At 60.8% G+C, this 25,844-nt stretch carries 22 protein-coding genes and 1 tRNA gene; 5 read left to right on the top strand and 18 right to left on the bottom strand.

Annotated elements, in window-relative coordinates:
- The first annotated feature begins 20 nt into the window (after positions 1-20).
- On the top strand, positions 21-866 hold the full coding sequence (gene murI, locus ACQ4WQ_RS16855) for a glutamate racemase (RefSeq protein WP_436498569.1): 846 nt from the start codon (positions 21-23) through the stop codon (positions 864-866).
- Between the two features lie 142 nt (positions 867-1,008).
- Positions 1,009-1,084, top strand: a tRNA-His gene (locus ACQ4WQ_RS16850).
- A gap of 82 nt (positions 1,085-1,166) precedes the next feature.
- Here the strand turns inward: ACQ4WQ_RS16850 and ACQ4WQ_RS16845 are convergent.
- The 3 genes from ACQ4WQ_RS16845 to ACQ4WQ_RS16835 all read right to left on the bottom strand — a co-directional run bounded on the left by ACQ4WQ_RS16845 (position 1,167) and on the right by ACQ4WQ_RS16835 (position 2,614).
- Complete coding sequence (locus ACQ4WQ_RS16845) at positions 1,167-1,601, bottom strand: STY0301 family protein (protein ID WP_436499166.1); 435 nt, start codon at positions 1,599-1,601, stop codon at positions 1,167-1,169.
- Between the two features lie 29 nt (positions 1,602-1,630).
- Positions 1,631-2,017 (bottom strand): BPSL0067 family protein, encoded by a 387-nt coding sequence (locus tag ACQ4WQ_RS16840; protein ID WP_436498567.1) that lies wholly within the window; start codon positions 2,015-2,017, stop codon positions 1,631-1,633.
- A 150-nt stretch (positions 2,018-2,167) separates the two neighbouring features.
- Positions 2,168-2,614, bottom strand: a complete 447-nt coding sequence (locus ACQ4WQ_RS16835; protein ID WP_436498565.1) for a response regulator — start codon at positions 2,612-2,614, stop codon at positions 2,168-2,170.
- Between the two features lie 287 nt (positions 2,615-2,901).
- On the opposite strand from ACQ4WQ_RS16835, the gene ACQ4WQ_RS16830 reads away from it, so the two are divergent.
- From ACQ4WQ_RS16830 to ACQ4WQ_RS16820, 3 genes are all read left to right on the top strand, one after another.
- Positions 2,902-5,007 carry a TonB-dependent receptor family protein gene (locus ACQ4WQ_RS16830; RefSeq protein WP_436498563.1) on the top strand — a complete coding sequence of 702 codons (2,106 nt, stop codon included), beginning with the start codon at positions 2,902-2,904 and terminating at the stop codon, positions 5,005-5,007.
- 328 nt (positions 5,008-5,335) lie between these two features.
- Positions 5,336-5,995 carry an FxDxF family PEP-CTERM protein gene (locus ACQ4WQ_RS16825; RefSeq protein WP_436498561.1) on the top strand — a complete coding sequence of 220 codons (660 nt, stop codon included), beginning with the start codon at positions 5,336-5,338 and terminating at the stop codon, positions 5,993-5,995.
- A gap of 258 nt (positions 5,996-6,253) precedes the next feature.
- A complete protein-coding gene (locus ACQ4WQ_RS16820) occupies positions 6,254-6,703 on the top strand; it encodes a hypothetical protein (RefSeq protein ID WP_436498559.1) in 450 nt (149 codons plus the stop codon).
- 356 nt (positions 6,704-7,059) lie between these two features.
- Here ACQ4WQ_RS16820 and ACQ4WQ_RS16815 read toward each other — a convergent pair whose 3' ends face one another.
- The 15 genes from ACQ4WQ_RS16815 to ACQ4WQ_RS16745 form a co-directional block, all read right to left on the bottom strand.
- Positions 7,060-7,443 carry a hypothetical protein gene (locus ACQ4WQ_RS16815; RefSeq protein WP_436498557.1) on the bottom strand — a complete coding sequence of 128 codons (384 nt, stop codon included), beginning with the start codon at positions 7,441-7,443 and terminating at the stop codon, positions 7,060-7,062.
- Positions 7,444-7,593: 150 nt separating this feature from the next.
- On the bottom strand, positions 7,594-8,166 hold the full coding sequence (locus ACQ4WQ_RS16810; RefSeq protein WP_436498555.1) for a hypothetical protein: 573 nt from the start codon (positions 8,164-8,166) through the stop codon (positions 7,594-7,596).
- Positions 8,167-8,334: 168 nt separating this feature from the next.
- Positions 8,335-8,682, bottom strand: a complete 348-nt coding sequence (locus tag ACQ4WQ_RS16805) for an energy transducer TonB (RefSeq protein ID WP_070218202.1) — start codon at positions 8,680-8,682, stop codon at positions 8,335-8,337.
- Positions 8,683-8,742: 60 nt separating this feature from the next.
- Positions 8,743-10,488 carry a methyl-accepting chemotaxis protein gene (locus ACQ4WQ_RS16800; protein WP_436499164.1) on the bottom strand — a complete coding sequence of 582 codons (1,746 nt, stop codon included), beginning with the start codon at positions 10,486-10,488 and terminating at the stop codon, positions 8,743-8,745.
- 535 nt (positions 10,489-11,023) lie between these two features.
- Positions 11,024-11,485: a hypothetical protein gene (locus ACQ4WQ_RS16795; RefSeq protein WP_436498553.1), complete on the bottom strand. Its 462-nt coding sequence runs from the start codon at positions 11,483-11,485 to the stop codon at positions 11,024-11,026.
- On the bottom strand, positions 11,485-12,480 hold the full coding sequence (gene dusA / locus ACQ4WQ_RS16790) for a tRNA dihydrouridine(20/20a) synthase DusA (RefSeq protein ID WP_076569141.1): 996 nt from the start codon (positions 12,478-12,480) through the stop codon (positions 11,485-11,487). The genes ACQ4WQ_RS16795 and dusA overlap by 1 nt, the downstream gene beginning before the upstream one ends.
- Before the next feature lie 120 nt (positions 12,481-12,600).
- Positions 12,601-14,433: a translational GTPase TypA gene (typA, locus tag ACQ4WQ_RS16785; RefSeq protein WP_070223676.1), complete on the bottom strand. Its 1,833-nt coding sequence runs from the start codon at positions 14,431-14,433 to the stop codon at positions 12,601-12,603.
- Positions 14,434-14,640: 207 nt separating this feature from the next.
- Positions 14,641-15,576: a tRNA pseudouridine(55) synthase TruB gene (gene truB, locus ACQ4WQ_RS16780; protein ID WP_436498551.1), complete on the bottom strand. Its 936-nt coding sequence runs from the start codon at positions 15,574-15,576 to the stop codon at positions 14,641-14,643.
- Between the two features lie 2 nt (positions 15,577-15,578).
- Positions 15,579-16,001, bottom strand: a complete 423-nt coding sequence (gene rbfA, locus ACQ4WQ_RS16775; protein WP_436498549.1) for a 30S ribosome-binding factor RbfA — start codon at positions 15,999-16,001, stop codon at positions 15,579-15,581.
- Between the two features lie 120 nt (positions 16,002-16,121).
- Positions 16,122-18,980 (bottom strand): translation initiation factor IF-2, encoded by a 2,859-nt coding sequence (gene infB / locus ACQ4WQ_RS16770; RefSeq protein ID WP_034760145.1) that lies wholly within the window; start codon positions 18,978-18,980, stop codon positions 16,122-16,124.
- 46 nt (positions 18,981-19,026) lie between these two features.
- Positions 19,027-20,592 carry a transcription termination factor NusA gene (gene nusA, locus ACQ4WQ_RS16765; protein ID WP_070222358.1) on the bottom strand — a complete coding sequence of 522 codons (1,566 nt, stop codon included), beginning with the start codon at positions 20,590-20,592 and terminating at the stop codon, positions 19,027-19,029.
- On the bottom strand, positions 20,589-21,077 hold the full coding sequence (gene rimP, locus ACQ4WQ_RS16760; protein WP_035828693.1) for a ribosome maturation factor RimP: 489 nt from the start codon (positions 21,075-21,077) through the stop codon (positions 20,589-20,591). Before rimP ends, nusA begins: the two co-directional genes overlap by 4 nt.
- A gap of 344 nt (positions 21,078-21,421) precedes the next feature.
- Positions 21,422-23,497 carry a 23S rRNA pseudouridine(2605) synthase RluB gene (gene rluB / locus ACQ4WQ_RS16755; RefSeq protein ID WP_436498546.1) on the bottom strand — a complete coding sequence of 692 codons (2,076 nt, stop codon included), beginning with the start codon at positions 23,495-23,497 and terminating at the stop codon, positions 21,422-21,424.
- Positions 23,490-24,284 carry an SMC-Scp complex subunit ScpB gene (scpB, locus tag ACQ4WQ_RS16750; RefSeq protein WP_326457792.1) on the bottom strand — a complete coding sequence of 265 codons (795 nt, stop codon included), beginning with the start codon at positions 24,282-24,284 and terminating at the stop codon, positions 23,490-23,492. Before scpB ends, rluB begins: the two co-directional genes overlap by 8 nt.
- 398 nt (positions 24,285-24,682) lie before the next feature.
- A complete protein-coding gene (locus ACQ4WQ_RS16745) occupies positions 24,683-25,702 on the bottom strand; it encodes a glucokinase (protein ID WP_230538714.1) in 1,020 nt (339 codons plus the stop codon).
- Between the last annotated feature and the right edge of the window lie 142 nt (positions 25,703-25,844).

Below are 25,844 nucleotides of genomic sequence, written 5' to 3'. Positions count from 1 at the left end.
TTTATCTTCTTCGGCTTTATATGACTTCTATTGCAAGCACTGCCCGCCCAGACGCGCCCATCGGCATTTTTGACTCCGGCGTGGGCGGCCTGTCGGTGCTGCGCCATATCCGCGCGCAGCTGCCGCAGGAAGACCTGATCTATTTTGCCGATTCCGGCTACGCCCCGTATGGCGACAAGACGGAACAGCAAGTGATCGACCGTTCGCTGGCGATCACCGCCTTTCTATTGCAGCAAGGCGCGAAGGCACTGGTCGTGGCGTGCAACACGGCCACCATTGCCGCCATCAAGGCACTGCGCGCGCGCTATCCCGACCTGCCCATCGTCGGCGTCGAACCGGGCCTGAAACCGGCAGCCGCCATCAGCCGCAACGGCAAGATCGCCGTGCTGGCCACAGAACGCGCCTTGCGCGGCGACAAGCTGCTGGCCCTGCGCGAGCAGGTGAGCGCCGCCACAGGCGCCACCTTCATCTTGCAGCCCTGCATCGGCCTGGCAGACCGTATCGAGCAGTGCGAGCTGGGCAACGACCCGTTGGACGCCACCAGCGCCATGCTGGAACGCTACATCGCACCCATGCTGGAACAAGGCGTCGATACCCTCGTGCTCGGCTGCACGCATTACCCGTTCGTGCAGGACGCCATCGTGCGCACGGTACGTGCGCATACGCAGGAAACGATTACCCTGGTGGACACGGGCGACGCCGTGGCGCGCCAGCTGACCCGTTTGCTCGATGCTGCCAGCCTGCGCCGCACCGGCAACGATGCGCCCCAGCTGCAGGGTTACACGACGGCCAAGGTCGAATCCCTGGCGCAAGCCTTCTCCGGTTTGCTGGACTTGCAGCCGCCCGTCGCGCACCTGTCCGTGTGAGCGGTGCGAGCAAAAGCGGGCGTTTTCAAGCAATCTTTCGATTCTTTAAAAAAGACTGCATTTAGATTTGCCACTTTGCCGAGTTCTTTGTATAATTCGGCACCTGTTCAGCAAAACAGCTAAACAGGTAAGTAAGACAGTGGTGGCTGTAGCTCAGTTGGTAGAGTCCAGGATTGTGATTCCTGTTGTCGTGGGTTCGAGCCCCATCAGCCACCCCACAGAATAAAGAAGAGCCCGGTTTTCGAACCGGGCTTTTTCTATTTCAGAGCAGGTTTTTATGGCGTAAATCAAACACCATGGCTATCTGCACAAGATGGCGATGTTGCGCTCACCGACATGCTCACCTTGCCGATAAGTAAAAGTACAGCTGTCGATACTGTCGTCGAGCCGCATCGCCAAAGTCAGCTGACCCGTGCCGCCGTAACGACAGGCCAGCCATTTCCCCTCCGGAAACTTGCCATCGAGCCGATAAGTATCTACCCAACCTTTTTTCAAGCGCTTTTGCCGGAAGTCCGACAGCTCGCCCAACTGCTCCGGTGGCCCGTTCATCGGCACCGCCGCATGCAGGTAAAGTGGCGAACCGACATAGCTGGTCCAGCCTTGCGGTACATCGGCAAGCTGCAGCGAGCCCTGGGAAATCGACACTGGGCAGGCAACGGGCGCGGCGCTGGCTGTCGATTGCAGGCACGATATGGCCAGCAGTGCCATTGCAGGCCAGCAGGTCCGTGCTGCCATTGTCGTTTTTGAGTATGCCATGACCAACCTCATTCAATCACGGAAAATGCATCGGCGTTATCGCTGGCGTGGATGTAATTACCGCGCTTGTCCTTGCCTTGCGAGCGTATCAGCCGCACCGAAATTTCGGTCTTGCCGTCGGCTTTCCATTGGTCTGCAATATAGATGCCGCCTATCGCCTGGCCGATGAACAAGGCGGCATGATTGCCATGTGGTCGGTTCGGGTAACACCCCCTGACAAATGTGGCGATCGCGGTTCCCGGTTTGATGATGGCGTTCCCCAACACCGCTTCACCCTCGCGCCAGTTTGCCGTGACTGGCGCGCGAGCATAGTACTGCACCAAAGCGACGCAGTGGCGACTACCGACAACGGGCCTGCCTTTCAACTCGGCGACATTGGAATAAATATAGGGCATGAATCATCTCCTTGAGATAGATGTCATGCCACTCTATGCCGGATCAGGGACGGCACTTTTAAGCAAGCACAACTGTTTTTCCAATCCCAGGCGCATTCTTGCAAAAAAGCCGGCTGCAGCCGGCTCTCTTCGTCTTTTACTGCAGGATACCTATCCCGCCAGCACCGACTGCACCGTCGTCGCCAGATCGTCCAGGCGCACGGGTTTGACGAGGAAGTGGCGGAAGCCCACGGCCAGCGCGTCATCCATGTACATGGGCAGGCTGTGGCCCGTGACGGCGATCAGCACGGCGTTGGCCGTCTCGGGATTGTGGTGCAGGCGGCGGCCGATTTCGATGCCGCTGATGCCGGGCATCTCGATATCGAGATAGACGGCGTCGGGTACGCACAGCTTGACTTGCTCGACGGCCATCTGCCAGTTGCGCACCACCACCGCATGGTGGCCCAGCGCTTCGAGCAGCATGGCCAGCGATTCGCCCACTTCCTGGTTGTCGTCGACCACCAGCAGATTCAATTTGCGCACAGCACTTGCCGGCTGGTCGCCCTGACGGCGTTCCACGGAGGAACTGCCTGGTGTCGTTTCAGTTGTCTGGCTCATTGTACGTTCACATCTGACGTCTGCAAAAGCGGCAGTATACAAGAAGCACGCAAAATGCCGCCGCACCCCAGCAATGGTGCCAAGCGGCAACCCAGACTCCTTCCTGTACCGCGCCAGCAACATTTCCCGCCTTTCTCCGGGCAAAGCCCATCCTAAGCAGTTTGCGCAATTGACGGATAAAATGAGAATCATTATCATTCTTATCCCCTTGCGCCGGATGTCCACGCCACGATGTTGTCGCGCCGCCCGATTGCCCGCGCAAACATTGTCATTACGGAGATCCATGCATGGCTGTCACCCCTTTCGCACTGCCCTTTACGCTGCGCCCGTGCGCGCTGGCCATCGCCCTCGCCTGCCTGGGCGCCCCGCTTGCCGCGCAGGCCCAGGATGCCAACAGCGCCGAGAATGCCGGTCCCATCCTGGAGTCGATCCAGGTCAGCAGCAACCTGCTGGGCACCAGCATGGCCGCCAGCACGAAGAATTTCGCGGGCGCCCGCACCGTGGTGCAGAAGGATGACATCGAAAACTCGGGCGCGTCCAGCCTCAGCGACGTGATGCGCCGCATTCCCGGCGTGCAGATCAGCGACAACTCGGGCAGCGCCGGCAGCGCCATTTCCCTGAATATCGGCGTGCGCGGACTGGCCGGGCGCTACTCGCCGCGCAGCACGGTGTTACTCGACGGCATCCCGATGTCGGTGGCGCCGTATGGCCAGCCGCAACTGTCGTTCGCGCCCGTCAGCCTCGCCAATGTCGAGACGGTCGACGTGGTGCGCGGCGGCGGCGCCGTGCGCTTCGGCCCGCAAAACGTGGGCGGCATCATCAACTTCAAGTCGCGCCGCGTGCCCACCACGCCAGGTATCACGGGCGACGCCACCGTGCGCTACAACACGTACAGCGAAGTGGGTCACAATACGCAGGCCAGCGTGTTTGCCGGCACCCAGCTCGACAGCGGCCTGGGCCTGGCGGTGCTGTATTCCGGCATCCGCGGCAGCGACTGGCGCGTCGGCAGCGATGAGAAGGTCAACGACTTCGCCCTGAAGTTCCGCTACGACCTGAGCCCGACGGCCGAGGTGTACGGCAAGCTGTCCTACTACGACGTGACGTCGCGCACGCCGGGCGGCCTGACCGCGGCGCAATACAAGCAGGACCCGTTCCAGAACACACGCCCGACCGACTTCTGGAGCGGCGAGCGCAAGGCTTTCGACATCGGCTACCTGAATGCTATGTCGAACACGCAGGAATTCGAGGTGCGCGCCTACTACAACAAGAGCTCGCGCGAAAGCACGCTGATCAGCGGAAAAAACCTGGGCCACCAGCCGCGCAACTATGAAACGACGGCCATCGAGCCGCGCTACACGCAGCGGTTTACTACCGGCAAGGTCTCGCAAGACGTCACCGTCGGCTACCGCTACCTGGCCGAGCGCGCCGACGAGGCCATCTACAACGTGGTCATCGCCAGCGGCGTGCGGCAAGCGCCGACGCGCTTCGCCGACAACTCGACCGATGCGCAAGCCGTGTATATCGACGACAAGATCGCCATCGACGCCTGGCGCATCACGCCCGGCGTGCGCTATGAACACATCAAGACGGAACGCTTCAACCACTTGCCGGTCGACCAGAAGATCGAGTTGCTCAACAACAAGGCCCTGCCCTCGCTGAACGTGGCCTATTTGCTCAATAACAACGTGACCCTGTTCGGCAACTACAACAGCTCATTTGGCGCCGTGCAAAATACGCAGCTCAATGCGCAGTCGAGCAAGAACCCGCTGCAACCGGAACTGGCCAAGACGGCCGAGCTGGGCGCACGCTGGAAGAGCGGCCAGCTGTCGGCCGAAGCGACCTTGTTCAACATCAAATTCGACAACCAGATCCAGTCCGTCGGCAGCGGCGAGAACGTCGTCTTCTACAACGTGGGCGCCACGCATCACCGTGGCCTGGAAACGGCCATCGACTACCGCTTCGACAAGTCGGGCCCGCTGGCCGGCTTGAACGCCTACGCCACCTACACGTACACCAAGGCGACCTTGCAAGATGGCGCGAACGCGGGCAACGACGTGCCCTTCTATTCGCGCACCACGGATACCGTCGGCGCCCACTATCAGCTGGGCGCCTGGGGTGTTGATTTGTCGAGCAGCCACCAGAGCCGCCAGTTCGCCGACGAAGCCAATACCGTGGCGGAAAACGCGGCCGGCAGCCTGGGCGTCATTCCCGGCTTCCGTACCTGGAACACGCAGGTGAAATGGACAGTGCCGGGCCAGAAGGGCCTGGAACTGGTGGCCGGTGTCAACAACCTCGCCGACAAGCGCTACTTCACGCGCACCTCGGACGGCAACCTGGGCAAGCTGGTGGGCGCGCCGCGCATGGTCTACCTGCAGGGCCGGCTGGCGTTCTGATCCCTGCGCGCGCGGGTACCTATCGAATCGATATGCCGCTGCGCATGGCAGCGACCTGAAAAAACCTGCATCGTTGTTGTTCCGATGCAGGTTTTTTTTACGTTCCGATGTCACAAAAATACCGTGACGCAAGTAACTGCAAGCTCGCGTTCACCTTGGACCGCCGCCGCAATTCATTCGCGATGAAATTTAATTTCCCTGTAGACATAAATGATTTCACAATTACAAATATTTTTAACGAGCGCTTGTTCTTTGTGTGAGTTTTGGTGATATTCTTTAAATGTCATTTAAGAAATCAAATTATCTTTTAACCAACCAAAGAGAAACCATGAAGACGCCAGCCACCCTCCTGAAAATCGCCGCACTGGCCACCCTGGTCACCGCTGGCGCCGCCAACGCCGCGACCGAACTGGTGGTCAATGGCAGTTTCGAAAACAATGTCATCGCCTCGGCCTGGGCTCCGCTCAGCAGCGTCACCGGCTGGACGTCATCTGCCAGCGGCAATTCGGCCTTTGAAATCCAGAAAGGCGCCACGCAAGGCGGCCAGGGCGGATTCAATCCCGTCGCCGCCAACGGCACGCAATACCTGGAACTCAATACCGACCGGCTGACCTCCGTATCGCAAGCCATCGCCACCACGGCCGGCGGCACCTATGCGCTGTCGTTCGCCTACTCGGGCCGTCCCGATACGGCTGGCGGCGCGAACAGCCTGATGAATGTCTATTGGGGTTCGACCCTGCTGACGCCAACGGCACTGGTCGGCACCACGAGCGGCGTGTGGCAAACCTACAGCCAGAACCTGACCGCGCTCGGCTCATCGACCGTATTGCGCTTCGAATCGATCGGCCCCGTCTCCGCACCGACCTATGGTTCCTATCTGGACAACGTCTCGGTGATGGCTGCCGTGCCGGAACCGGAAACCTACGCCATGATGCTGCTGGGCCTGGGCTTGCTTGGTTTCATGGCACGCCGCAAGACAGCCGCCTGAACCCGGACAGTCGCCGCGCAACAGCCGCCCCGCCATCTGGCCGGGCGGCTTTTTTCATGGGGGAACGGTTGCATTAGTCCATCAAATGTTGCCAAGAAGAATTAAATTGGAGCTACAATAGCGGGGTATCAAGCAATGCCAAGCATCGCTCCGCCAGGGCCCCTACCCCGCCCTGATCATCAGCACGCATTTTTTGAACAGGATGACTGGCGCTGCCGGGCCCGATTGCGCTCCCGGCACGGCCACCACACACGCACCATGTCCGCAGAAAAAACCATTACTGAAACCAGTTCCTACGGCAAGGAAACGCCCGTGGGACGTCCCGACATCGATGGCCGCGCCGGCATTTTCGTGCCCACGGCGGAATTTGACATCGATAACACCACCACCATCCGCAAGGGCGCGGGCATTGTCGGCTTTGGCAACCTCGATGGCACCCTGACCGTGTACTTCGAAGCGAACCGTTTCGACGAAAGCAATCTGCACAAATGGGAACACAAGGCGCGCAAGGCGTATGACCGCATGGTCATGGGCGCGCCCACGGTGTCGAAGGCCAAGATTGACGCGCGCATGCTGGAACAGGTGGGCATCATCGACGGCATGGGCATCAATCTCAAGCATCCGGAACGCCTGACGCACTGGCTGGCGATCTCGAACGTGCCGGACACGGCGCCGGAAGAGCCGGTGCTGCGCTGGAAAAATCGGTAAGCCGCCAGAGAGCGAGGCGGGGCCTCAGCGACGAGGTGTTGTCCTACATCGCAGCGGACATTCATCCGATGCCCGAGAGCATCTATCCGACCTATGATGAAAGCCTGACAACCCACCTCACACCACTCAGGAGTACGACATGTCCCGCCTCATCCCGATCAGCTTTGGCGCCTTGCAAATAGGTCTGGCAGCGGCGGCGATGTATATCCTGTGCTCGGCGGACGTGCTGCACCAGAGTTCGGTATATTTCCACTGATTCCGCTGCGCGGCGCTGCTTGTCGTCGCCAATGAGAAAACGCGCCGTGCTTTACGAAGCACGGCGCGTTTTCTCACGCCAGAAGGACTACGCCCCGCGTCTAGCGGCGGCCGTGGTAACGCCCATAGCCGCCCCAGCCGCCGCGGTGTCCCCCGTAGCGCCCAAAGCCAAACATGAAGTCCAGCCCGATCGATACGGGAGGATTGTAATAATACGGTTGCGGCGCGTACACGGGCGCCGGCACATACACGGGCTGCTGCACGTAGACGGGCGACTGCTGCACGTAGACGGGCTCATTCGTGTATTCCACGCGCGGTTCGCTCATCACGCGGCCCGACTGCACCGGTTCGGACGAGACCGTATGCCAGTCGTAGGGATTGTAGGCTCCCTGCGGCGCGCGCGAACCGTAATACGCGGGCCCTGGCGGGGCCACGACGCAGCCACCCAAAGCGGCCAGCGAAATTACTGCCAACAGGGTTTTCATCGCAATTCTCCTAATATGTACTACCTCAAGTAAGTACTATAAGAAATTACGCCGTGCTTTGCTGTGCTTTTACCGATTGTTACACCCCGACGCACGCCGCAACATGAAATGTGGCGATGGCGCCACAAGCGGCCCGCGCGGCATGTTTCCTCAAATAAATGGAATCGCGCAGCTATCGATGGCCTTGCCGGCGGCATCGTAGCGCTGCACGCACACCTGGTAGCGCATGCCGTAATCGAGCTCGACCTGCTCGACCTTGCCATATTTCAATTTCCAGCTGGGCTGCACGCGTTGCTTGCCCGCCAGGGCCGCCACATCCTGCGGTATCGCCATCGCCGTTTGCGTCTCGCCCTGGCGCGCATCCTGGCGCCGCGCCACGTCGATCGAGACGCTCACGGCCAGGTCCACGCCGCCGTCCACATAGTTCAGCGTCGGTACGCTACGCTGCGCGCGCATCACGCCCCAGGCGCAGGTCTTGCCGCCGGCATCGCATTGCTTCAATTGCGCCAGCGGAAAATACTCAGGGGCAATCTTGCCATCCTTGATAGGCCAGCTGGTGCGCACGCCGTCGCGCTTGCCCGTCAGCGGATTGTCCCAGCTCAAGCTGTTGACGACGGCGACGGTCTGCCCCGCCTGCAAGCCCACAGGCGTGCCCAGTGTAGCGCAGGCGGAAAGCAGCAAGCCGGTGGCCGCCAGGGAAGAAAGTGTCAGGATGCGCTGCATGATAAGCCTCTTGTGGTGAGAGATCCCGAAGGTATGTTTCGAGGGTAACAGAATCGGGGGCGACAGCGCCGTTGGCTGCCGCACATAACAATACGGGCGGCACCCTCGCAGGCGCCGCCCGTAGCGGATATGGTCATGCCGGGAGCGGCGCTCCCGGCAATGCGTGGATCAGTCCAGCTTCCAGGCGTAATCGACCTTGGTCCAGGTTTGCGCAGGGGAGCCATCCTTGGTGCCCGGCTTGAACTTGCAAGCGGACAGGGCCTTGATGGCAGCCTTGTCCAGGTTCTTGAAGCCGCTGCTCTTCTCGACTTTCGAATCGGCAACACTGCCATCGGCATTGACCAGGAAGGACATCGACACGGTGCCCTGCTCTTCGTTCATCAGCGAGGCTTTCGGATAGTCCGCCTTGCAGTTCTTGGCATCGAACGACGCCGGCACTTCGGCAGCGAAGGCTGCGGAAGAAACGGACACCAGCAAGGCTGCTGCAACACTCATCAAACGCTTATTCTCAAACATGTGCTTCCCCATGATTATCAGATACGGTAATTACAATTTCCTGTGCGCTGTTGGCCGCGCTTAAAACTCTTCCCACTCGTCATTGCTGGTGCTGCCGGCGCTTGCCGCCTTGCGTGGCGCCGCGGCAGCCACGGGAGCGGACGCTTCCGTCTTGCGGGTCAGCGACTTGACCGGACGCAATGCCGGCGCGGGCTTGCGCACGGCCACTGGCGCGGCGGCCACGGGTGCCGGTACATACGCTGCCGGTTTCTCTTCGCCTTCGACCAGTTTGAAGATGCTGACCACGTGGGCCAGTTCGGCCGCCTGGTCCTGCAGGCTTTGCGCCGCGGCGGCGGCCTGCTCCACCAGCGCCGCATTCTGCTGCGTCATGCCATCCATCTCGATGATCGACAGGTTGACCTGTTCGATGCCGGCGCTTTGTTCCTGGCTGGCACTGGCGATCTCGCTCATGATGTCCGTCACGCGGCGCACGCTGTCGACCACTTCGCCCATCGTCACGCCAGCCTGGCCGACCAAACGCGTGCCGCGTTCCGTCTTCTCGGCCGAATCGTCGATGAGGATCTTGATTTCCTTCGCGGCGCCAGCGGAGCGCTGGGCCAGGTTGCGCACTTCCGACGCCACCACGGCAAAGCCGCGGCCTTGTTCGCCGGCACGTGCCGCTTCCACGGCCGCGTTCAGCGCCAGAATATTCGTCTGGAAGGCGATGCCGTCGATCACGCCGATGATGTCGACAATCTTCTTCGCCGATTCATTGATCGAGCTCATGGTGTCGACCACTTGCGACACCACGGAGCCGCCCTTCAGGGCCACGTCCGAGGCGGTGGCGGCCAGCTTGTTGGCTTCGCGCGCATTGTCCGCATTCTGTTTTACGGTCGAAGTCAGCTCTTCCATGGCCGACGCCGTTTTTTCCAGCGCGCTGGCCTGCATTTCCGTACGCGACGACAGGTCGATATTGCCGTCGGCGATCTCGCGCGACGCCGTGCCGATGGTTTCCGTGCCGACGCGTACCTGGCCGACGATGCCCACCAGGCTGTTACGCATTTCCTTCATTTCCGCCAGCAGGCTGGACGTATCGGAAGGCTGGGTGTGGATGCCGATCGACAGGTCGCCATTGGCGATGCTGCCGGCGATCGATGCCGTGTAGTCAGGCTCGCCGCCCAGCTGTTTCAGCAAGCCGCGGGTAATCACCAGTGCCGCCGCCACGCCCATCGCCACGGCCAGCACGCCGAGGATGATCATGAACAGGCGCGCGCTGTCGAAGGCCTTGCGGGCATCCGATTGCATCTGTTCATTGAGCTTGTCTTCCAGTGTGGCCAGCTGCTCCAGCGCTTCCATCCATTTTTTCTGTACCGGGCGGATTTCCTTGATCATCACGCGCGTGGCGCCTTCCGCCTCGTTGGCCATCCACAGTGCGGATGCCTTGGCGATGGCCGGCATGGCGGCCGCTTCGTATTCCTTGATCGATGTCAGCAGGGCTTTTTCTTCAGGAGTCGACTCGACGGCGAATTTCTCTTCGAGCTTCTTCTGCGTTTCCTGATAGGTGCTGGTCTGCGTCTTGATACGCGCCATTTCCGGCTCCATATCGCTCGCGTCGGTCATCAGGGTGAGGATGCGCAGCGAGGTGATGCGGTCGCTGACGTTGCCACGCATATCGATCACCAGGCGGGTGACGACGTTGTTGACATTGATCACGTGATCGAGACGTTCCTGGATTTGCGCCATGCGCGCGATGCCGAGGACGGTCACGGCCACCAGCAGAACCAGTACCAGGGCGAAACCCAGGCCCAGGCGGGTACCAACCTTCATTTTTGCTAAATTCATTTCGGCTCTTCGTAAATGAAACTATTGATAAGGATTTTTGCCCGGCACGACAAGACGAAGGCTGCGGTACACCGGTATCCGCCCTTACCCATTGGTATGCTGGCGGTATCCGGCTGCACGCAGCCTGGGGTACTTCCTGGTCCTTCGCCAGCCCTGAAACACCCAGTGACTGCGAATGCAAACTTGCTCCACACGCTGAATTTTTGACACCGTTGATGTGAGATCAACATCAAACATTCATATGAGAAATATTTGTCTATAATCAATTATAGGTGTAAATTTTGCCTCAAAGCAAGCAATAAGTACCTGAATAAATAGCAGATTAACTTTCTTCGGGGAAATGGCAACAACGCCGATTCTTGCCTCTTAGAAATGCCCCATCACAGTGCGGGCGTGCGCCGAAACAGCGCATTTACAACACATGGCGTAGCCATATTGCATCGTTTTGAAGGAGGTACTCAGAGGAAGGGGGAGTACGGACAATACCACTGCGCAGCGGCAGCGGTATAGACAAGTTGAATCAGCTGTCCCAGCTGCAATGCATCACATAGGCGTGGCACTCTGTGCCGAAGACAAAGACGCTCCAGATGGCGCCCAATTGCCCGGCCAGGCTGATCTGGCCCGATGATACCAGTTGATACCAGCGGGGCTCGCCGCGCAGCAGTTCGGCCAGTTCGCGCTCGAAACCGTCATATAAACGCGCATCGAGCGGCTGGCGGTCCGCCTCGCTCATGGGACGGAACCGTTCGAGCAGCCACTGGCGCGGCGTGCAAGCGATGCCGCTGCACACCACACTCCCGAGCGGCTGCAAGGACAAGCCCTCCGGCGCAATCCGCAGCGCGCGGCACAGCGCGTCGAGCGATGCCTGCGGCGCGACGGGCCCCAGGTACTCGCAAAGAAACAAGCTGCCGTCATCCTTCAGGGCGCTGACGGCCAGCAAGTAGCCTTCGATCACGCGCGCAAGGCCGTGGCAGGCGTCCATTACGCGGGCAGCGACAAACGCGCCGCCGCTTCCAGCAGCAAGCGGGGGTCGCCCGAGGCCAGCTTCTTCGAGTCCGACAGGGTCTGGCGGAAGCCGCGCGCGCCGGGCAGGTTTTGCATCAGGCCCAGCATGTGGCGCGTGACGCTGTTCAGCTTCAAGCGCCCCGCTTCCTTTTCCAGCTGCGCGCTAATGTACGGAATCATCGCCTCGAGCACCTGTTCGCGCGTTTTCACGGGCGCGTCATCGCCGTAGTAGCGCTGGTCGAACTGCGCCATCACGTAGGGATTGTGATACGCCTCGCGGCCCAGCATCACGCCATCGAGATGCTGCAAATGCAGATCGATCTCGTCCAGGGTCTTGATGCCGCCATTGATGATGAACTCGAACTGGGGAAAATCGCGCTTCAGACGATAGGCGTAATCGTATTTCAGGGGCGGCACTTCGCGGTTTTCCTTCGGGCTCAGGCCTTTCAGGATGGCATTACGCGCATGCACGATAAACGTCTTGCAGCCGGCGTCGGCCACGGTACCGACGAAGTCGCGCACGAAGTCGTACGATTCACTGTCGTCGATGCCGATGCGGTGTTTCACGGTGACGTCGATGTCGACCACGTCGCGCATGGCTTTCACGCAGTCCGCCACCAGTTGCGGCTCGGCCATCAGGCAGGCGCCAAACGCCCCTTTTTGCACGCGCTCGGACGGGCAGCCGCAGTTCAGGTTGACCTCGTCATAGCCCCACTGCTGGCCCAGCCTGGCGCTGGTGGCCAGGTCTGTCGGATCGCTGCCGCCCAGCTGCAGCGCCACCGGATGCTCTTCCTCGTTGAAGCGCAGATGGCGCTCCACGTCGCCGTAGACGAGCGCGCCCGTCGTCACCATCTCGGTGTAGAGCCAGGTGTGACGCGTGATTTCGCGGTGGAACTTACGGCAATGGCGGTCGGTCCAGTCCATCATCGGGGCGACGGACAGGCGGCGGGAGGGCAAAGAGGAGGAAGTCATGGTGTCTACAAAAAAAACAGGAGCTGCAAATGACAAACCCGCTGCGCGCCTCACCAGTGACGGTGACGCGGCGCAGCGGGCCGGAAGCGGCATGGCCCGCAGGCCATGCTCTACAACAGATTACGCATCACGCGACGCTTTTTTACGCTCGTGCTCTTTCAGGAAGCGCTTGCGCAGACGGATCGATTTAGGCGTGATTTCCACCAGTTCGTCGTCCTCGATGAATTCGACTGCGTATTCCAGCGACATCTGAATTGGCGGTACCAGGCGCACCGCTTCGTCGGTACCCGACGAACGCACGTTGGTCAGCTGCTTGCCCTTGATCGGGTTGACGACCAGGTCGTTGTCGCGCGAGTGGATACCGATGACCATGCCTTCGTAGACTGGGTCATTGTGCGACACGAACATGCGGCCGCGGTCTTGCAGTTTCCAGATAGCGTAGGCAACGGCGGCGCCGTCATCTTGCGAGATCAGCACGCCGTTACGACGGCCAGCCATTTCGCCACGGGTGTTGTCGACTGGTGCGTATTCGTGGAACACGTGGCTCATCAGGCCGGTGCCGCGGGTCAGGGTCATGAATTCGCCCTGGAAGCCGATCAGGCCACGCGCCGGGATCAGGTACTCGAGACGCACGCGGCCCTTGCCATCCGATTCCATGTTTTGCAGGTCGCCGCGACGACGGCCCAGTTCTTCCATGACGCCGCCCTGGTTGGCTTCTTCCACGTCAACCGACAGGTTTTCAAACGGCTCGTGGCGCACGCCATCGACCATCTTGAACACCACGCGTGGACGCGATACGGCCAGCTCGAAGCCTTCGCGACGCATGTTTTCGATCAGAATCGTCAGGTGCAGCTCGCCGCGACCCGAAACTTCAAAGATCGTGTCGTCGTCGGTCGGCGCTACGCGCAGAGCAACGTTGGCTTTCAATTCTTTTTCCAGACGGTCACGCAGTTGGCGCGAGGTCACGAACTTGCCTTCGCGGCCAGCCAGTGGCGAGTTGTTGACCATGAAGTTCATGGTCAGGGTCGGCTCGTCGACGGTCAGCATCGGCAGCGCTTCCGGGGTGTCCAGTGCGCACAGGGTCGAACCGATGCCGATTTCGTCGATACCGTTGATCAGGCAGATGTCGCCGGCAACAGCTTCGTCCACCAGCACGCGCTCCAGGCCCTTGAAGTTCAGCACCTGGTTGATGCGGCCCTTGATCGGGGTTGCGCCTGGGCCATTGATGACCAGCACGTCTTGACCAACTTTAACGGTACCGCGGTTGACGCGGCCAATGCCGATCTTGCCGACGTACGACGAGTAGTCCAGCGAGGTGATCTGCATTTGCAGCGGGCCTTCAGGATTGTCGTCACGCACTGGAACGTGTTCCAGGATGGCGTCGAACATCGGCTTCATGTCGCCGCCGCGCACGTCTTCGGTCAGGCCGGCATAGCCGTTCAGGCCCGAAGCGTAAACGATAGGGAAATCCAGTTGCTCGTCGGTTGCGCCCAGCTTGTCGAACAGTTCGAACGTCTGGTTGATGGCCCAGTCAGGACGTGCGCCTGGACGGTCGATCTTGTTGACGATCACGATAGGCTTCAGACCCAGTGCCAGCGCCTTGCGCGTGACGAAACGGGTTTGCGGCATCGGGCCTTCCTGTGCATCGATCAGCAGCAGAACCGAGTCCACCATCGACAGAACACGTTCCACTTCGCCGCCGAAGTCGGCGTGGCCTGGGGTGTCGACGATATTGATGTGGGTGCCTTCGTACTCAACAGCGCAGTTCTTCGACAGAATCGTAATGCCGCGCTCCTTTTCCAGGTCGTTCGAGTCCATGACTCGGGTGTCGACCGCTTGGTTTTCACGGAAGGTGCCGGACTGGCGCAGCAGCTGATCCACCAGCGTGGTTTTGCCGTGGTCAACGTGGGCGATAATGGCGATATTACGAATTGCGCGTTTTGTATTTGACATGGTCGTAGTAGTTACTGAAAAACTGCGGAGTGCGTACAAGGTGTACGAGATACCCGAATGCTAATCTATTTCCGGAACCGCGTAGTATAGCATGTTGCGTTGCAACGCTATCTAAAAATGCTGGCGGCTCCCGCAGTCGGGGACGGATTGTTTAAAAAAGCGACACTGTTTGAAGAGTGTCGCTGGGTAATATGACGTTGCTGTGACTTATTGGTGTGCCGTGGCGATCAGGCGCTCCGGGGCCAGGATGCTGTATTCCTGCAACTGGCCCGTGCCCAGCAGCTTGCTGTCGTGATACACGCGCACCCTGCCCGGCTCGGCTGGCACGGCGACGTCTTCCTTGCCCAGCGCGATGCGCTGGCCATGCAGGAAACGCTTGGCCAATTCTTCCGTCAGCTGGACGGCGGGAAAACTCGACAATAATGCATCGACGGGCGCCAGCAGACTCAGCGGCGTGGCATGCGCCGTCAGCTCATCCAAGGTGACGACGCCGTCAAGCGTCAGGTTGCCCACCTGCGTACGGCGCAAGGCGTTCAGATGAGCGCCGCAACCGAGCGCGTGGCCGATGTCTTCGCCCAGCACGCGGATATATGTGCCCTTGCTGCACATCACGGACAATTTCAGGAACGGGGCTTCATAGCCGAGGAACTCGAGCTTGTGGATGGTCACCGGGCGCGCTTCGCGCTCCAGGGTGATGCCTGCCCTTGCATACTCATATAGGGGCTTGCCGTCCCTTTTCAAGGCCGAGTACATGGGCGGCGTCTGCAGGATAGGCCCGCGGAACCGCGTCAGCACGGCTTCGATCTGTTCTTCGGTGACGTTGACGTCGCGCGTTTCCAGCACTTCGCCCTCGGTATCGCCCGTATCCGTCGTCTGCCCCAGGTGCACCAGGGTTTCGTAGGTCTTGTCGGCTTCCAGCAAATCCTGCGAGAACTTGGTCGCCTCGCCAAAGCACAGCGGCAGCAAGCCCGTGGCGAACGGATCCAGGGTGCCCGTATGGCCGGCTTTTTTCGCGTTCAGCACGCGCTTGGCCTTGATCAGGGCATCGTTGCTGGACCAGCCCACAGGCTTATCGAGCAGCAAGACGCCGTCGACGAGGTCACGCACCCGCTTGATGCCCGGTGGTTTCTTCGGACCCGCCACTGTTATTGCTCGTCCGCTTTGTCGGCAGACTTCTCGTCCGGCTCGGCGTCGGCCGCGCGCGTGGCGTTGGCCTTGTCGATCAGGAGCGACATTTCCATGCCGCGCGAGGTCGAGCTGTCGTGCACGAAATGCAGCATCGGCAGAGTGTGGATGTGCAGGCGCTTGCCCAGCAAGCCACGGATGAAGCCCGAGGCGGCCATCAGGCCTTCGGTGGTGTTCTTGATGGCTTCCTTGCTGTCTTTCAACATCGTGAAAAACACCTTGGCGTGCGCGTAATCGGGCGTGATCTGCACTTCGGTGATGGTGATCATCGTGCCCACGCGCGGGTCTTTCAATTCGTAGGCGACGATCTCAGCCAGATCGCGCTGGATCTGGTCGGCCACGCGCAAGCCGCGCGCTGGCATGGTTTTGCTATGTTTAGCCATGATTTTATGCTGTCCTAAGTGCCGCAGGGCGCATGAGTCAAACGGTTGCCCGTTGACCAATGCGCCCCACGTGTTTGCGCGGACAACGGTATGTCCGCGCGGTTTTCATTGCTGCTGCGATTACAGGGTACGAGCGATTTCCTGGACTTCGAACACTTCCAGCGTGTCGCCAACCTGAATGTCGTTGTAGTTCTTCAGCGACAGGCCGCACTCCAGACCGGCGCGAACTTCTTTCGCGTCGTCCTTGAAGCGTTTCAGGGAGTCGATCTCGCCGCTCCACACCACGATGTTGTTGCGCAACAGGCGGACGGAAGAAGCACGCTTGACCACGCCATCGGTGACCAGACAGCCGGCAATCGCGCCGACCTTCGAGACCAGGATAACCTGGCGGATCTCGACCTGGCCGATGACGGTTTCGCGTTTCTCTGGTGCCAACATGCCCGACAACGCCGATTTGATCTCGTCGATCGCATCGTAAATGATGTTGTAGTAGCGAATGTCCACGCCATTCGACTCGGCCAGCTTGCGTGCCTGGGCATCAGCACGGGCGTTGAAGCCGATGATGACCGCTTTCGAGGCGACTGCCAGGTTGACGTCCGATTCCGTGATGCCGCCGACGGCCGCGTGAACCACTTGTACGCGCACTTCGGAGGTCGACAGTTTCTGCAGCGAACCGACCAGCGCTTCTTGCGAACCTTGCACGTCGGTTTTGATGATCAGTGGCAAGTTTTTCACTTCGCCTTCGGCCATCTGGTCGAACATGTTTTCCAGTTTCGCAGCTTGCTGTTTCGCCAGTTTCACGTCGCGGAACTTACCTTGACGGAACAGACCGATTTCACGCGCCTTGCGCTCGTCAGCCATGACGACGACTTCCTCACCGGCAACCGGCACTTCCGTCAGACCCTGGATTTCGACCGGAATCGAAGGACCCGCTTCAGCGATGGACTTGCCGTTCTCGTCCAGCATGGCGCGAACACGGCCATACGAAGAGCCCGCCAGAATCACGTCGCCGCGCTTCAGGGTACCGGACTGCACCAGGATCGTCGCGACAGGACCACGGCCCTTGTCCAGACGCGCCTCGACTACCAGGCCGCGCGCTGGCGCATCGACCGGTGCCGTCAGTTCCAGCACTTCGGCTTGCAACAGCACTTGCTCCAGCAGGTCGTCGATGCCCTGGCCCGTTTTGGCCGAGACCGGCACGAATGGCGATTCGCCACCGTATTCTTCCGGCACGACTTGTTCGGCGACCAGTTCCTGCGTCACGCGGTCCACGTTGCCGCCCGGTTTGTCGACCTTGTTGATCGCCACTACCAGCGGTACGCCGGCTGCTTTCGCATGGGCAATCGCTTCTTTCGTTTGCGGCATCACGCCATCGTCGGCGGCAACCACCAGAATCACGATGTCGGTTGCCTTGGCGCCACGGGCACGCATGGCGGTAAACGCTTCGTGGCCCGGGGTGTCGAGGAAGGTGATCATGCCGCGTGGCGTATCGACGTGGTAAGCGCCGATATGCTGCGTAATGCCGCCCGCTTCGCCGGAGGCCACCTTGGCGCGACGAATGTAATCGAGCAGCGAGGTCTTGCCGTGGTCGACGTGACCCATGACGGTGACCACCGGTGCGCGTGGCTTGGTTTCGAAGTGCGCGTGTTCGCCCACATCGGCCAGCAGCGCTTCCGGATCGTCCAGTTCGGCGGCGAACGCCTTGTGGCCCATTTCTTCCACCAGAATCATGGCGGTTTCCTGGTCCAGCACCTGGTTGATCGTGCACATCTGGCCCAATTTCATCAAATGCTTGATGACTTCGGATGCCTTGACGGACATTTTGTGTGCCAGTTCGGCCACGGTGATCGTTTCCGGTACGTGCACGTCCTTGACGACGGCTTCCGTCGGTGCCTGGAAGTTCGATTCACGGTCGTCATGGTGCGTCGGGCGACGGCCCTTCGCGCCACCGCGCCAGCTGTCACGGCCGCCTGGGCCGCTATTGCCGCGTGGTTTAGGACCACCGGTGGTGCCGCGTTTTTTCGCGTCATCGGACCAGGTGGACGACACATTGGCCGACTTGATGGATTTCTTGTCTGCAACAGCAGGCTTCTTGTCGCCCGGCTTGTCGCCAGGTTTCTTGTCAGCAGGCTTGTGCAGCGTGCCTTCCGGCGCCTTCGGCTTGACGGGAACCGGTACGGGTTCCGGTGCCTTGATGGCGCGGCGTGGCGCGTTCATCATGGCCTTGATCTGGGCGACTTCGTCGGCAACGGCCTTGCGTGCGCGCTCGGTGGCTTCCGCTTTGTCAGCGGCTTCCTTGGCGGCAACAGCAGCGGCGGCGGCTTTCTTTTTCGCTTCTTCAGCGGCAGCGGCTTTTTTCGCTTCGGCGGCGGCGTCGTCAACGACAGGCGCAGCGGCGCTGGCGGCAGGCGCGGCAGCAGCTTTGGCAGCCGCTTTCTTCGCTTCTGCTTCAGCTTCTTTCTTCGCAGCCAATTCAGCCTGTTGCGTGGCTTTCGCCTGGGCTTCTTTTTCCGCGTCGAGCTTGGCCAGACGTTCTTGCTTTTCGCGCAGATCGGCTTCCTGGCGGGCGATCAGTTCAGCCTGTTTACGGGCTTCTTCTTCACGGCGCGCCACGTCGGCGGGATCGATCACCGGTGCGGCAGGCGCGACCGGTTCTGCCGCGACCGGCGCAGCTTCGTCACGCTGGACGAAAGTGCGTTTCTTGCGCACTTCCACCTGGATAGTGCGCGACTTGCCGGTGGCGTCAGCCTGCTTGATCTCAGTCGTTTCCTTGCGGGTCACGGTGATTTTTTTCTTTTCTGTGTCAGCCGCTGCGCCGTGTGTGCGGCGCAGATGATCCAAAAGCTTGTCCTTATCATCTTTCGACAATGGATCTGACGTCGAACTTTTCTCGACGCCGGCAGAACGCAGCTGCGTCAGCAGCAAATCTGCAGGCATCTTCAGTTCGGTGGCAAATTGGGCTACGTTGTTACTCGCCATTCAGTCCTCTTTTCTATGTGTCGCGGAGATGATAAAGATACTCAAATTAAGCCTTTGCGGATTCGGCCAGACTCCATGCCTTGGCTTGCAACGCCTTGGCACGATCGTCGTATTTCGAGTCAACCAACTTCATCTCATCGTCGGTCACATCTTTAAATTCACTTGTAATCAGTTCACGCGCACGGTCCGCAGACAAGGCCAGGATTGCGCCAAATTCGTCGTATGCCAGTGCTGCAAATGCTTCAACGGTCTTGATACCAGCCAGACCCAGCTTGCCGGCGGTGATGCGATCCATGCCTTCCAGATTCACCAACGCCTCGTCCATGCCTTCCAGACCCTCTTCCGAAGCGATCGCTTCGGTCACGAGCGCATCACGCGCACGGGTACGGAGTTCATTGACGGTATCTTCGTCAAACGATTCGATTTCCAGCATTTCGGAAATTGGCACGTAAGCGATTTCTTCCAGACTGGCGAAACCTTCTTCCACCAGAATATCGGCCACTTCCTGGTCGACATCGAGCTTTTCCATGAACAGGATGCGCACGGCAGCCGTTTCCTGGGCAGCTTTGTCGGCCGATTCTTCGGCCGTCATGATGTTGATCTTCCAGCCGGTCAGGTCCGAGGCCAGGCGCACGTTCTGACCGGAACGGCCAATCGCGATTGCCAGGTTTTCTTCATCCACGACGACATCCATCGCGTGTTTTTCTTCATCGACCATGATCGACGACACGTTCGCCGGCGCCAGGGCGCCGATGACGAACTGCGCCGGATCTTCCGACCACAGCACGATGTCGACGCGTTCGCCGCCCAGCTCGCCGGTCACGGCCTGCACGCGCGAACCGCGCATGCCAACGCAAGTACCGATCGGGTCGATGCGCTTGTCGGCCGTGTAGACGGCGATCTTGGCGCGCACGCCGGCATCGCGGGCTGCGGATTTAATTTCCAGCATGCCTTGCTCGATTTCCGGCACTTCCAGCTCGAACAGCTTCATGATGAATTCCGGCGCGGTGCGCGACAGGATCACTTGCGGGCCGCGCATATTGCGGTCGATGCGCAAGATGTAGGCACGCACGCGGTCGCCGATACGCAGATTCTCTTTCGGGATCATCTGGTCGCGTGGCAGGCGTGCTTCGATCTTGCCCGATTCGACAATGGCGTCGCCGCGTTCCATGCGCTTGATGGTGCCGGTGACGAGCGAATCGCCGCGCTCCAGGAAGTCGACCAGGATCTGTTCACGTTCGGCATCGCGCACGCGCTGCAGGACCACCTGTTTGGTATCCTGGGCGAAACGGCGGCCGAATTCGACGGATTCGATCGGTTCTTCGATGTGGTCATCGACTTCGATATCGGGAATCTGTTCTTTTGCCTCGAAATGCAGGATCTCCTGATCCGGCAATTGCAGGCCCGCTTCATCGGGCACCACGTGCCAGCGGCGGAACGATTCGAATTCGCCCGTTTCGCGGTCGATCGAAACGCGGATGTCTACTTCACCCTCATACCGTTTCTTCGTGGCTTGCGCCAACGCGAATTCGAGGGCGCCGAAGACGACATCTTTATCGACGTTTTTTTCGCGCGCCAGCGCGTCAACCAATAATAAAACTTCGCGGCTCATGCTTTGCGTCCCTTAAAAACCACCTGCGGCACCAAGCGTGCCTTATCCACATCGGCGAGCGTAAACTCCAACATCGCCGGACCATCCTTACCTTCAAATTCCAACGACAATTTATCGCCCACGGGTTCTTGCAAGATCCCCTGGAACGATTTCCGGTTGTTCGTACCCGGCATCGCCACCATCAGCTTGACGATGATTTCCTGACCTGCGAAACGGACGAAGTCTTCCAGCTTGCGCACCGGACGATCGAGACCCGGGGAAGAAATCTCGAGACGCTCGTAAGGAACGTTCTCTACCGTCAACACATGCGATAACTGGTGACTCACCGTGGCACAGTCTTCGACCGTGATCGGACCTTTTTCAGCGGCATCGGCGGCGCTGAAATCAATAAAGACGCGCAGCAGTCCGCGCTCGGCACGTTCGACATCAACGAGCTCATAGCCCAGACCTGTAACTGTCTTTTCAATTAATCCCAACTGCTGCAAGAAATTCTCCAGAAATAAGGCCCGTTTTCGGCATGACAGCGCCGCATTGGGCGCCGACAACATGCAAAAACACGCATTCAAGTCATATATGGCTCCTTGCGGAGCCATGACAAACGGTTCAACAAAAAAAAAATGGGCATCTGCCCATCTTCTTGTATTTCCCCAACCAGATGAAAGCACTCCCCACCAAACAACCCTGCGGAGAACTTTTATTAGGCTGCAGATTATAACCTCTTATTAACTTCGCCGCAATGCCGCACACGAGGAGCGGCCCGGCTTACAACAGTTACAAGAGCGCGCACCCGCCGCAGATCGGCAGGCGCGCAAGAAGAAACTCTTCCCGATTAACCTTTACTGCGGCGGCGCGGCATGCCATCCATGCCGCCACGATCCATGCCGCCACGCGGCTGGCCGCCGGAACGCGCTTGCCCACCGGCACCACCACCGGCATTGCGGCGCGGACCCGTGTTGGCGAAGCCGAAGGCCGTTTGCAGCGGATCGGGCTGGCGCGGACCGCGCTGCGGCGCGCGGCCTTCGCCACCGGGACGGCCTTGACCCTGGCCTGCCGCACGCGGCGGACGGCCCTGGCCTTGCGGCGCGCCTTCAAACGAAGCCGACGAGCGGGGCTGGCCGCCCTGGAACGGACCTTGCGGCTGGCCGCGGCCCGGACCACGCGCGTCGCCTGGACGGCCGGCGCCGCCCGGGCGGCCCTGGCCTTGCGGACGGGCAAACTGGCCTTGCGGCTGACCACGGCGCGGCGCGACGGGGAATGGATCGGCGTTGCGGTTGCTCACATCGATGCGGTTGCCATTCGGCTCGTCATCGCGGCTGACCTTGCGCGCTTCGCGGCCCTTGGCGGCGCCAGCGGCACGGGGATCGCCCGATACCGGCATTTTCTTTTCGATGCCGTAGGCGGCCAGCAGGTCGCGCACGGTGTTTTCATCCATCTCTTCCCAACGGCCGCGCTTCAGGCCGCTCGGCAGGGTCATGGCGCCGTAGCGGGTACGGATCAGGCGCGACACGGTCAGGCCGATGGCTTCGAACATGCGGCGCACTTCGCGGTTACGGCCTTCGCCGATCACCACGCGGTACCACTTGTTGATGCCTTCGCCGCCGCCATCGGCGATCTTCGAGAACTGCGCCAGGCCGTCTTCCAGCTCGACGCCGGCCAGCAGCTTCTGGCGCATGCCCTCTTCCAGCTCGCCCAGGGTACGCACGGCGTACTCGCGGTCGATGCCGTAGCGCGGGTGCATCAGGCGGTTGGCCAGATCACCGGAGGTGGTAAACAGCAGCAAGCCTTCCGTGTTGAAGTCGAGGCGGCCAACGGCCAGCCACTTGCCGGCCTTCATGGTCGGCAGGCGATCGAACACGGATGGACGGCCGTCCGGGTCGTTATGGCTGACGATCTCGCCGGCCGGCTTGTGGTACACCAGCACGCGCGGCGGCTTCTTGCTGACGCGGCGCTGGATCAACTTGCCATTGATGCGCACATGGTCGCTCGGCAGGATGCGCTGGCCGATGTGGGCCGGCTCGCCATTGACGGAGACGCGGCCCGAAATGATCAGATCTTCCATGTCGCGGCGCGAACCGAGACCGGCTTCGGCCAGCACCTTGTGCAGCTTCGGCGCATCGTCGTCGGACGTCAGATCGCGGCGCACGGCCGCTTTCTGTACGCGGCCCGTGCCGCCTTCTTCGCTGTCGAAGGCGTCGGAAGTGACGAACGAGAAGACGGCATCAGCGTCGCTGAGCTTGCCTGGCGCAGCCTGGCGGCCCTTGCCCTTCTTGCGGCTCTTGCCGGCATTCTTGCCGGCGCCCGGCACGTCGTTGCGGGGACCGCGCGGCAGGCGCGGGCCGGACACGAGGTTGCCTTCGGCATCGAACACATCGGCGACAGGCGCGGCAGCCTGCTCGGCGGCCGGCGCTGCTGCAACGGCTTCGGCCGCCTGCGGCGCTTCGGCGCGCGGCGGCTGGCGCAGCGCGCGTTCCGCCTGCACGCCGCGCATCTGGCGCGGACCGCGGGTCGGGCGTGCTTCGGCCGGCTTGTCGGCGACGGCTTCCGGTGCTACTTCAGCGACAGCGGCAGCGGCCTTGGCGGCGGCGCGGGCGCGCGGCGGACGCGGCGCCGGGGCGGCAACGGCTTCGGCAGCGGCTTCCGCGGCATCAGCCACGGCCTTCAGGGCCGGCTTGGCGCGGGATTTCTTGGCGGCAGGCGCAGCGTCGGCGGCGACAGCTTCAGCGACGGGCGCATCGGCGGCCACGTCGGCTTTCGCGCGGCGCTTCGGCTTGGCGGCGGCGCTGTCGCCGGCAACTGCAGCAGCGGCTGCATCGGCTTCGATCTGAGCCTTGGTGCGGCGCTTGGGCTTGGCAACGATGGCTTCGTCGCTGGCGGTTACTGTCTCGGGTGTGTTCGGATTATTCATTCTTCGTTTCTTGGCTGTGCTGACCTGGCGCAGCGTCAACCGTTAGTTCTGGCGCAGGGTCGTGAGTGTAGGCTTCGTCCGTGGGCGAAGCATCGGGGCCGGCATCAAGGCTTGCTGTCACATCTACATCTGTCACAGCCGTATTGCTACCTGCACCAAGCTGGTGGGCAACGTCATTCGTTGCTTTATCAAAATTTTCTTGCAGGGCCGCTTCCAGGGCTTCGAGCCCATTGCCCTGCATCTCGCTGATTTGCTGCAAAGGCGGCAGCTGGGACAGCGATTGCAAACCCAGATCATCCAAAAACTGCTTGGTGGTGGCCAGCAAGGCCGGCCGTCCCACCACGTCGCGGTAGCCGATGGCATCGACCCAGCCACGGTCTTCCAGCATCTTGATCGTCTGCGAATTGACGGCAACGCCGCGAATCTCCTCGATATCGCCGCGCGTCACCGGCTGGCGGTAGGCGATGATGGCCAGGGTTTCCAGGGTCGCCCGCGAATACTTGGGCGGCCGCTCGGGCGTCATGCGATCGAGATACATCTTCATTTCCGGGCGGCTTTGAAAGCGCCAGCCCGAAGCCAGACTGACGATCTCGATGCCGCGCCCTTCCCACTCCTGCCGCAACTCCTCCAGCAACTGCTTGATCGTGTCGGCACCGACGCCGACACCGCGCACGCGGCCATTCTCGTCCGCATCGACGAACAGCTTCTTCAAGCTGTGGATCGTCAGCGATTCACGAGCGCACAGCAACGCGGTTTCGAGGACTTTTTTAGCCTCAATTGTATTCATAGCAATTCTGTGCGGATGTGTGTTGCAATTCGTATGCAGAGAAAGAAATCAAAAACGTTCATTTCAACGTAACAGATGGCAGACATCGATGATGACGCCGTGCTGGGTTACTAGTTGAGGCTGTTTTTCCGACGCCTTGGCCGATGCGCGCAAAGCGGGATTAAAGCGGATGCAGTGAAAGTCCTGCCATCCATGGTGCTGGCCTTAAATAACCAGCAATGAAACGAACTCCGGAGCAGCTGCTTTTCCCGTGGCGACGATGCAGCCAGACAGGAGAGCGACAGTCGTCGTTTCATCCAACGATGCCAATTGTACCTGATAAAAAGCGGAAAAGCGCAAAACCGGGCAAAACACATGGTTTACCCGGTCCTGGCACGACACATCGTCCGCTGCCCGCATCACAGGGAGGCGAGTTTCTCCGAGAGAATGGCCGATGCGCCCAGGAAAGCTGGGTACTGCGCCGTGATGACGAAGGTCGGCACTTGCGACACGTAATTGGCGAAGCGGCCCTTGCGCTCGAAGCGGGCGCGGAAGCCGGAGCGGTCGAAACGCGCCCCCAGGCGCGGCACGATGCCGCCGCCGATATAAATGCCGCCCAGCGCGCCCAGGGTGACGGCGACGTTGCCCGCCACCGTGCCCAGCATGCAGCAGAACGCTTCGATGACGTCGTCGCACAGCTGGGATTCGCCGGCCAGCGCGCGGCGCGTGATTTCCGCCGCCGGCAAGTCTTCGGCCGGCACGCCCGCGCGGTCGGCCAGGGCGCGGTAGATCAATTCCAGGCCATCGCCGGAAATCAGGCGCTCGGCCGAGACGTGCTCATATTCGCGCCAGGCAAATTGCAGGATGCTCACTTCGGTTTCATTGAACGGCGCAAAGCTGACGTGGCCGCCTTCGCTTTGCAGGGCGATCCAGCCGCCGTGCGAAGGAATCAGGCCCGACACGCCCAGGCCCGTGCCCGCGCCGATCAGGCCGATGGCCGTGTTCGGACGGGCCGTGCCCGCGCCCACCTGGTGTTTTTGCTCGCTCGACAGCTGCGGCAGGGAACGCGCCAGGGCCGTGAAATCGTTGACCACGTCCAGGGTCGTGAAGCCGCACTCTTCGCGCATGGCGCGGATCGAGAACGACCAGTGGTGGTTCGTCATGCTGAGGAAGTCGCCGTCGACGGGGTTGGCAATGGCGATCACGGCATGGCGCACGGCTTGCCCGCCTGCGGCAGCGATGTGCGGCAAGGCCAGGTAGGCTTGCAGGGCGGCGGACAGGCTCGGGTAGTCGGCACAGGGCAGCACTTCCACCAGGGTGATGTGGCCGGCGGCCACTTCCAGGGCGAAACGGGCATTGGTGCCGCCCACGTCGGCCAGCAGGCGCGGTCCATCGGCAAAGGCGGAAGTCGGCAGTACGGGGGAAGACGAAGCGCTCATGATTTTAAATGATGAAGTGGGACGCATGGGACGCCAAGCTTAAAGGATGAATGCGCCCGGAGGCAAGCAAAGTTTGTAGTTTAAGTACATCAAAACAAGCCTTTATTGGTAGTTCCACTCCAAATGCAACAGGCAAGGCCAA

It is taken from the genome of Janthinobacterium goodfellowi (genome assembly GCF_051380695.1).
GTDB lineage: Bacteria > Pseudomonadota > Gammaproteobacteria > Burkholderiales > Burkholderiaceae_D > Janthinobacterium.
This window is presented reverse-complemented; position numbering and strand designations above follow the sequence as displayed.

Bases quoted from the DNA above. Each gene is read 5' to 3' on its own strand.
- ACQ4WQ_RS16820 (WP_436498559.1), top strand. From the start codon at position 6,254: ATGTCCGCAGAAAAAACCATTACTGAAACCAGTTCCTACGGCAAGGAA.
- ACQ4WQ_RS16815 (WP_436498557.1), bottom strand. From the start codon at position 7,443: ATGAAAACCCTGTTGGCAGTAATTTCGCTGGCCGCTTTGGGTGGCTGC.
- murI (WP_436498569.1), top strand. From the start codon at position 21: ATGACTTCTATTGCAAGCACTGCCCGCCCAGACGCGCCCATCGGCATT.
- rluB (WP_436498546.1), bottom strand. From the start codon at position 23,497: ATGAATAATCCGAACACACCCGAGACAGTAACCGCCAGCGACGAAGCC.
- ACQ4WQ_RS16805 (WP_070218202.1), bottom strand. From the start codon at position 8,682: ATGTTTGAGAATAAGCGTTTGATGAGTGTTGCAGCAGCCTTGCTGGTG.
- ACQ4WQ_RS16830 (WP_436498563.1), top strand. From the start codon at position 2,902: ATGGCTGTCACCCCTTTCGCACTGCCCTTTACGCTGCGCCCGTGCGCG.
- typA (WP_070223676.1), bottom strand. From the start codon at position 14,433: ATGTCAAATACAAAACGCGCAATTCGTAATATCGCCATTATCGCCCAC.
- ACQ4WQ_RS16835 (WP_436498565.1), bottom strand. From the start codon at position 2,614: ATGAGCCAGACAACTGAAACGACACCAGGCAGTTCCTCCGTGGAACGC.
- ACQ4WQ_RS16800 (WP_436499164.1), bottom strand. From the start codon at position 10,488: ATGAAGGTTGGTACCCGCCTGGGCCTGGGTTTCGCCCTGGTACTGGTT.
- dusA (WP_076569141.1), bottom strand. From the start codon at position 12,480: ATGACTTCCTCCTCTTTGCCCTCCCGCCGCCTGTCCGTCGCCCCGATG.
- ACQ4WQ_RS16795 (WP_436498553.1), bottom strand. From the start codon at position 11,485: ATGGACGCCTGCCACGGCCTTGCGCGCGTGATCGAAGGCTACTTGCTG.
- nusA (WP_070222358.1), bottom strand. From the start codon at position 20,592: ATGAGCCGCGAAGTTTTATTATTGGTTGACGCGCTGGCGCGCGAAAAA.
- ACQ4WQ_RS16810 (WP_436498555.1), bottom strand. From the start codon at position 8,166: ATGCAGCGCATCCTGACACTTTCTTCCCTGGCGGCCACCGGCTTGCTG.
- ACQ4WQ_RS16745 (WP_230538714.1), bottom strand. From the start codon at position 25,702: ATGAGCGCTTCGTCTTCCCCCGTACTGCCGACTTCCGCCTTTGCCGAT.
- ACQ4WQ_RS16845 (WP_436499166.1), bottom strand. From the start codon at position 1,601: ATGGCAGCACGGACCTGCTGGCCTGCAATGGCACTGCTGGCCATATCG.
- ACQ4WQ_RS16840 (WP_436498567.1), bottom strand. From the start codon at position 2,017: ATGCCCTATATTTATTCCAATGTCGCCGAGTTGAAAGGCAGGCCCGTT.
- ACQ4WQ_RS16825 (WP_436498561.1), top strand. From the start codon at position 5,336: ATGAAGACGCCAGCCACCCTCCTGAAAATCGCCGCACTGGCCACCCTG.
- infB (WP_034760145.1), bottom strand. From the start codon at position 18,980: ATGGCGAGTAACAACGTAGCCCAATTTGCCACCGAACTGAAGATGCCT.
- scpB (WP_326457792.1), bottom strand. From the start codon at position 24,284: ATGAATACAATTGAGGCTAAAAAAGTCCTCGAAACCGCGTTGCTGTGC.
- rbfA (WP_436498549.1), bottom strand. From the start codon at position 16,001: ATGGCTAAACATAGCAAAACCATGCCAGCGCGCGGCTTGCGCGTGGCC.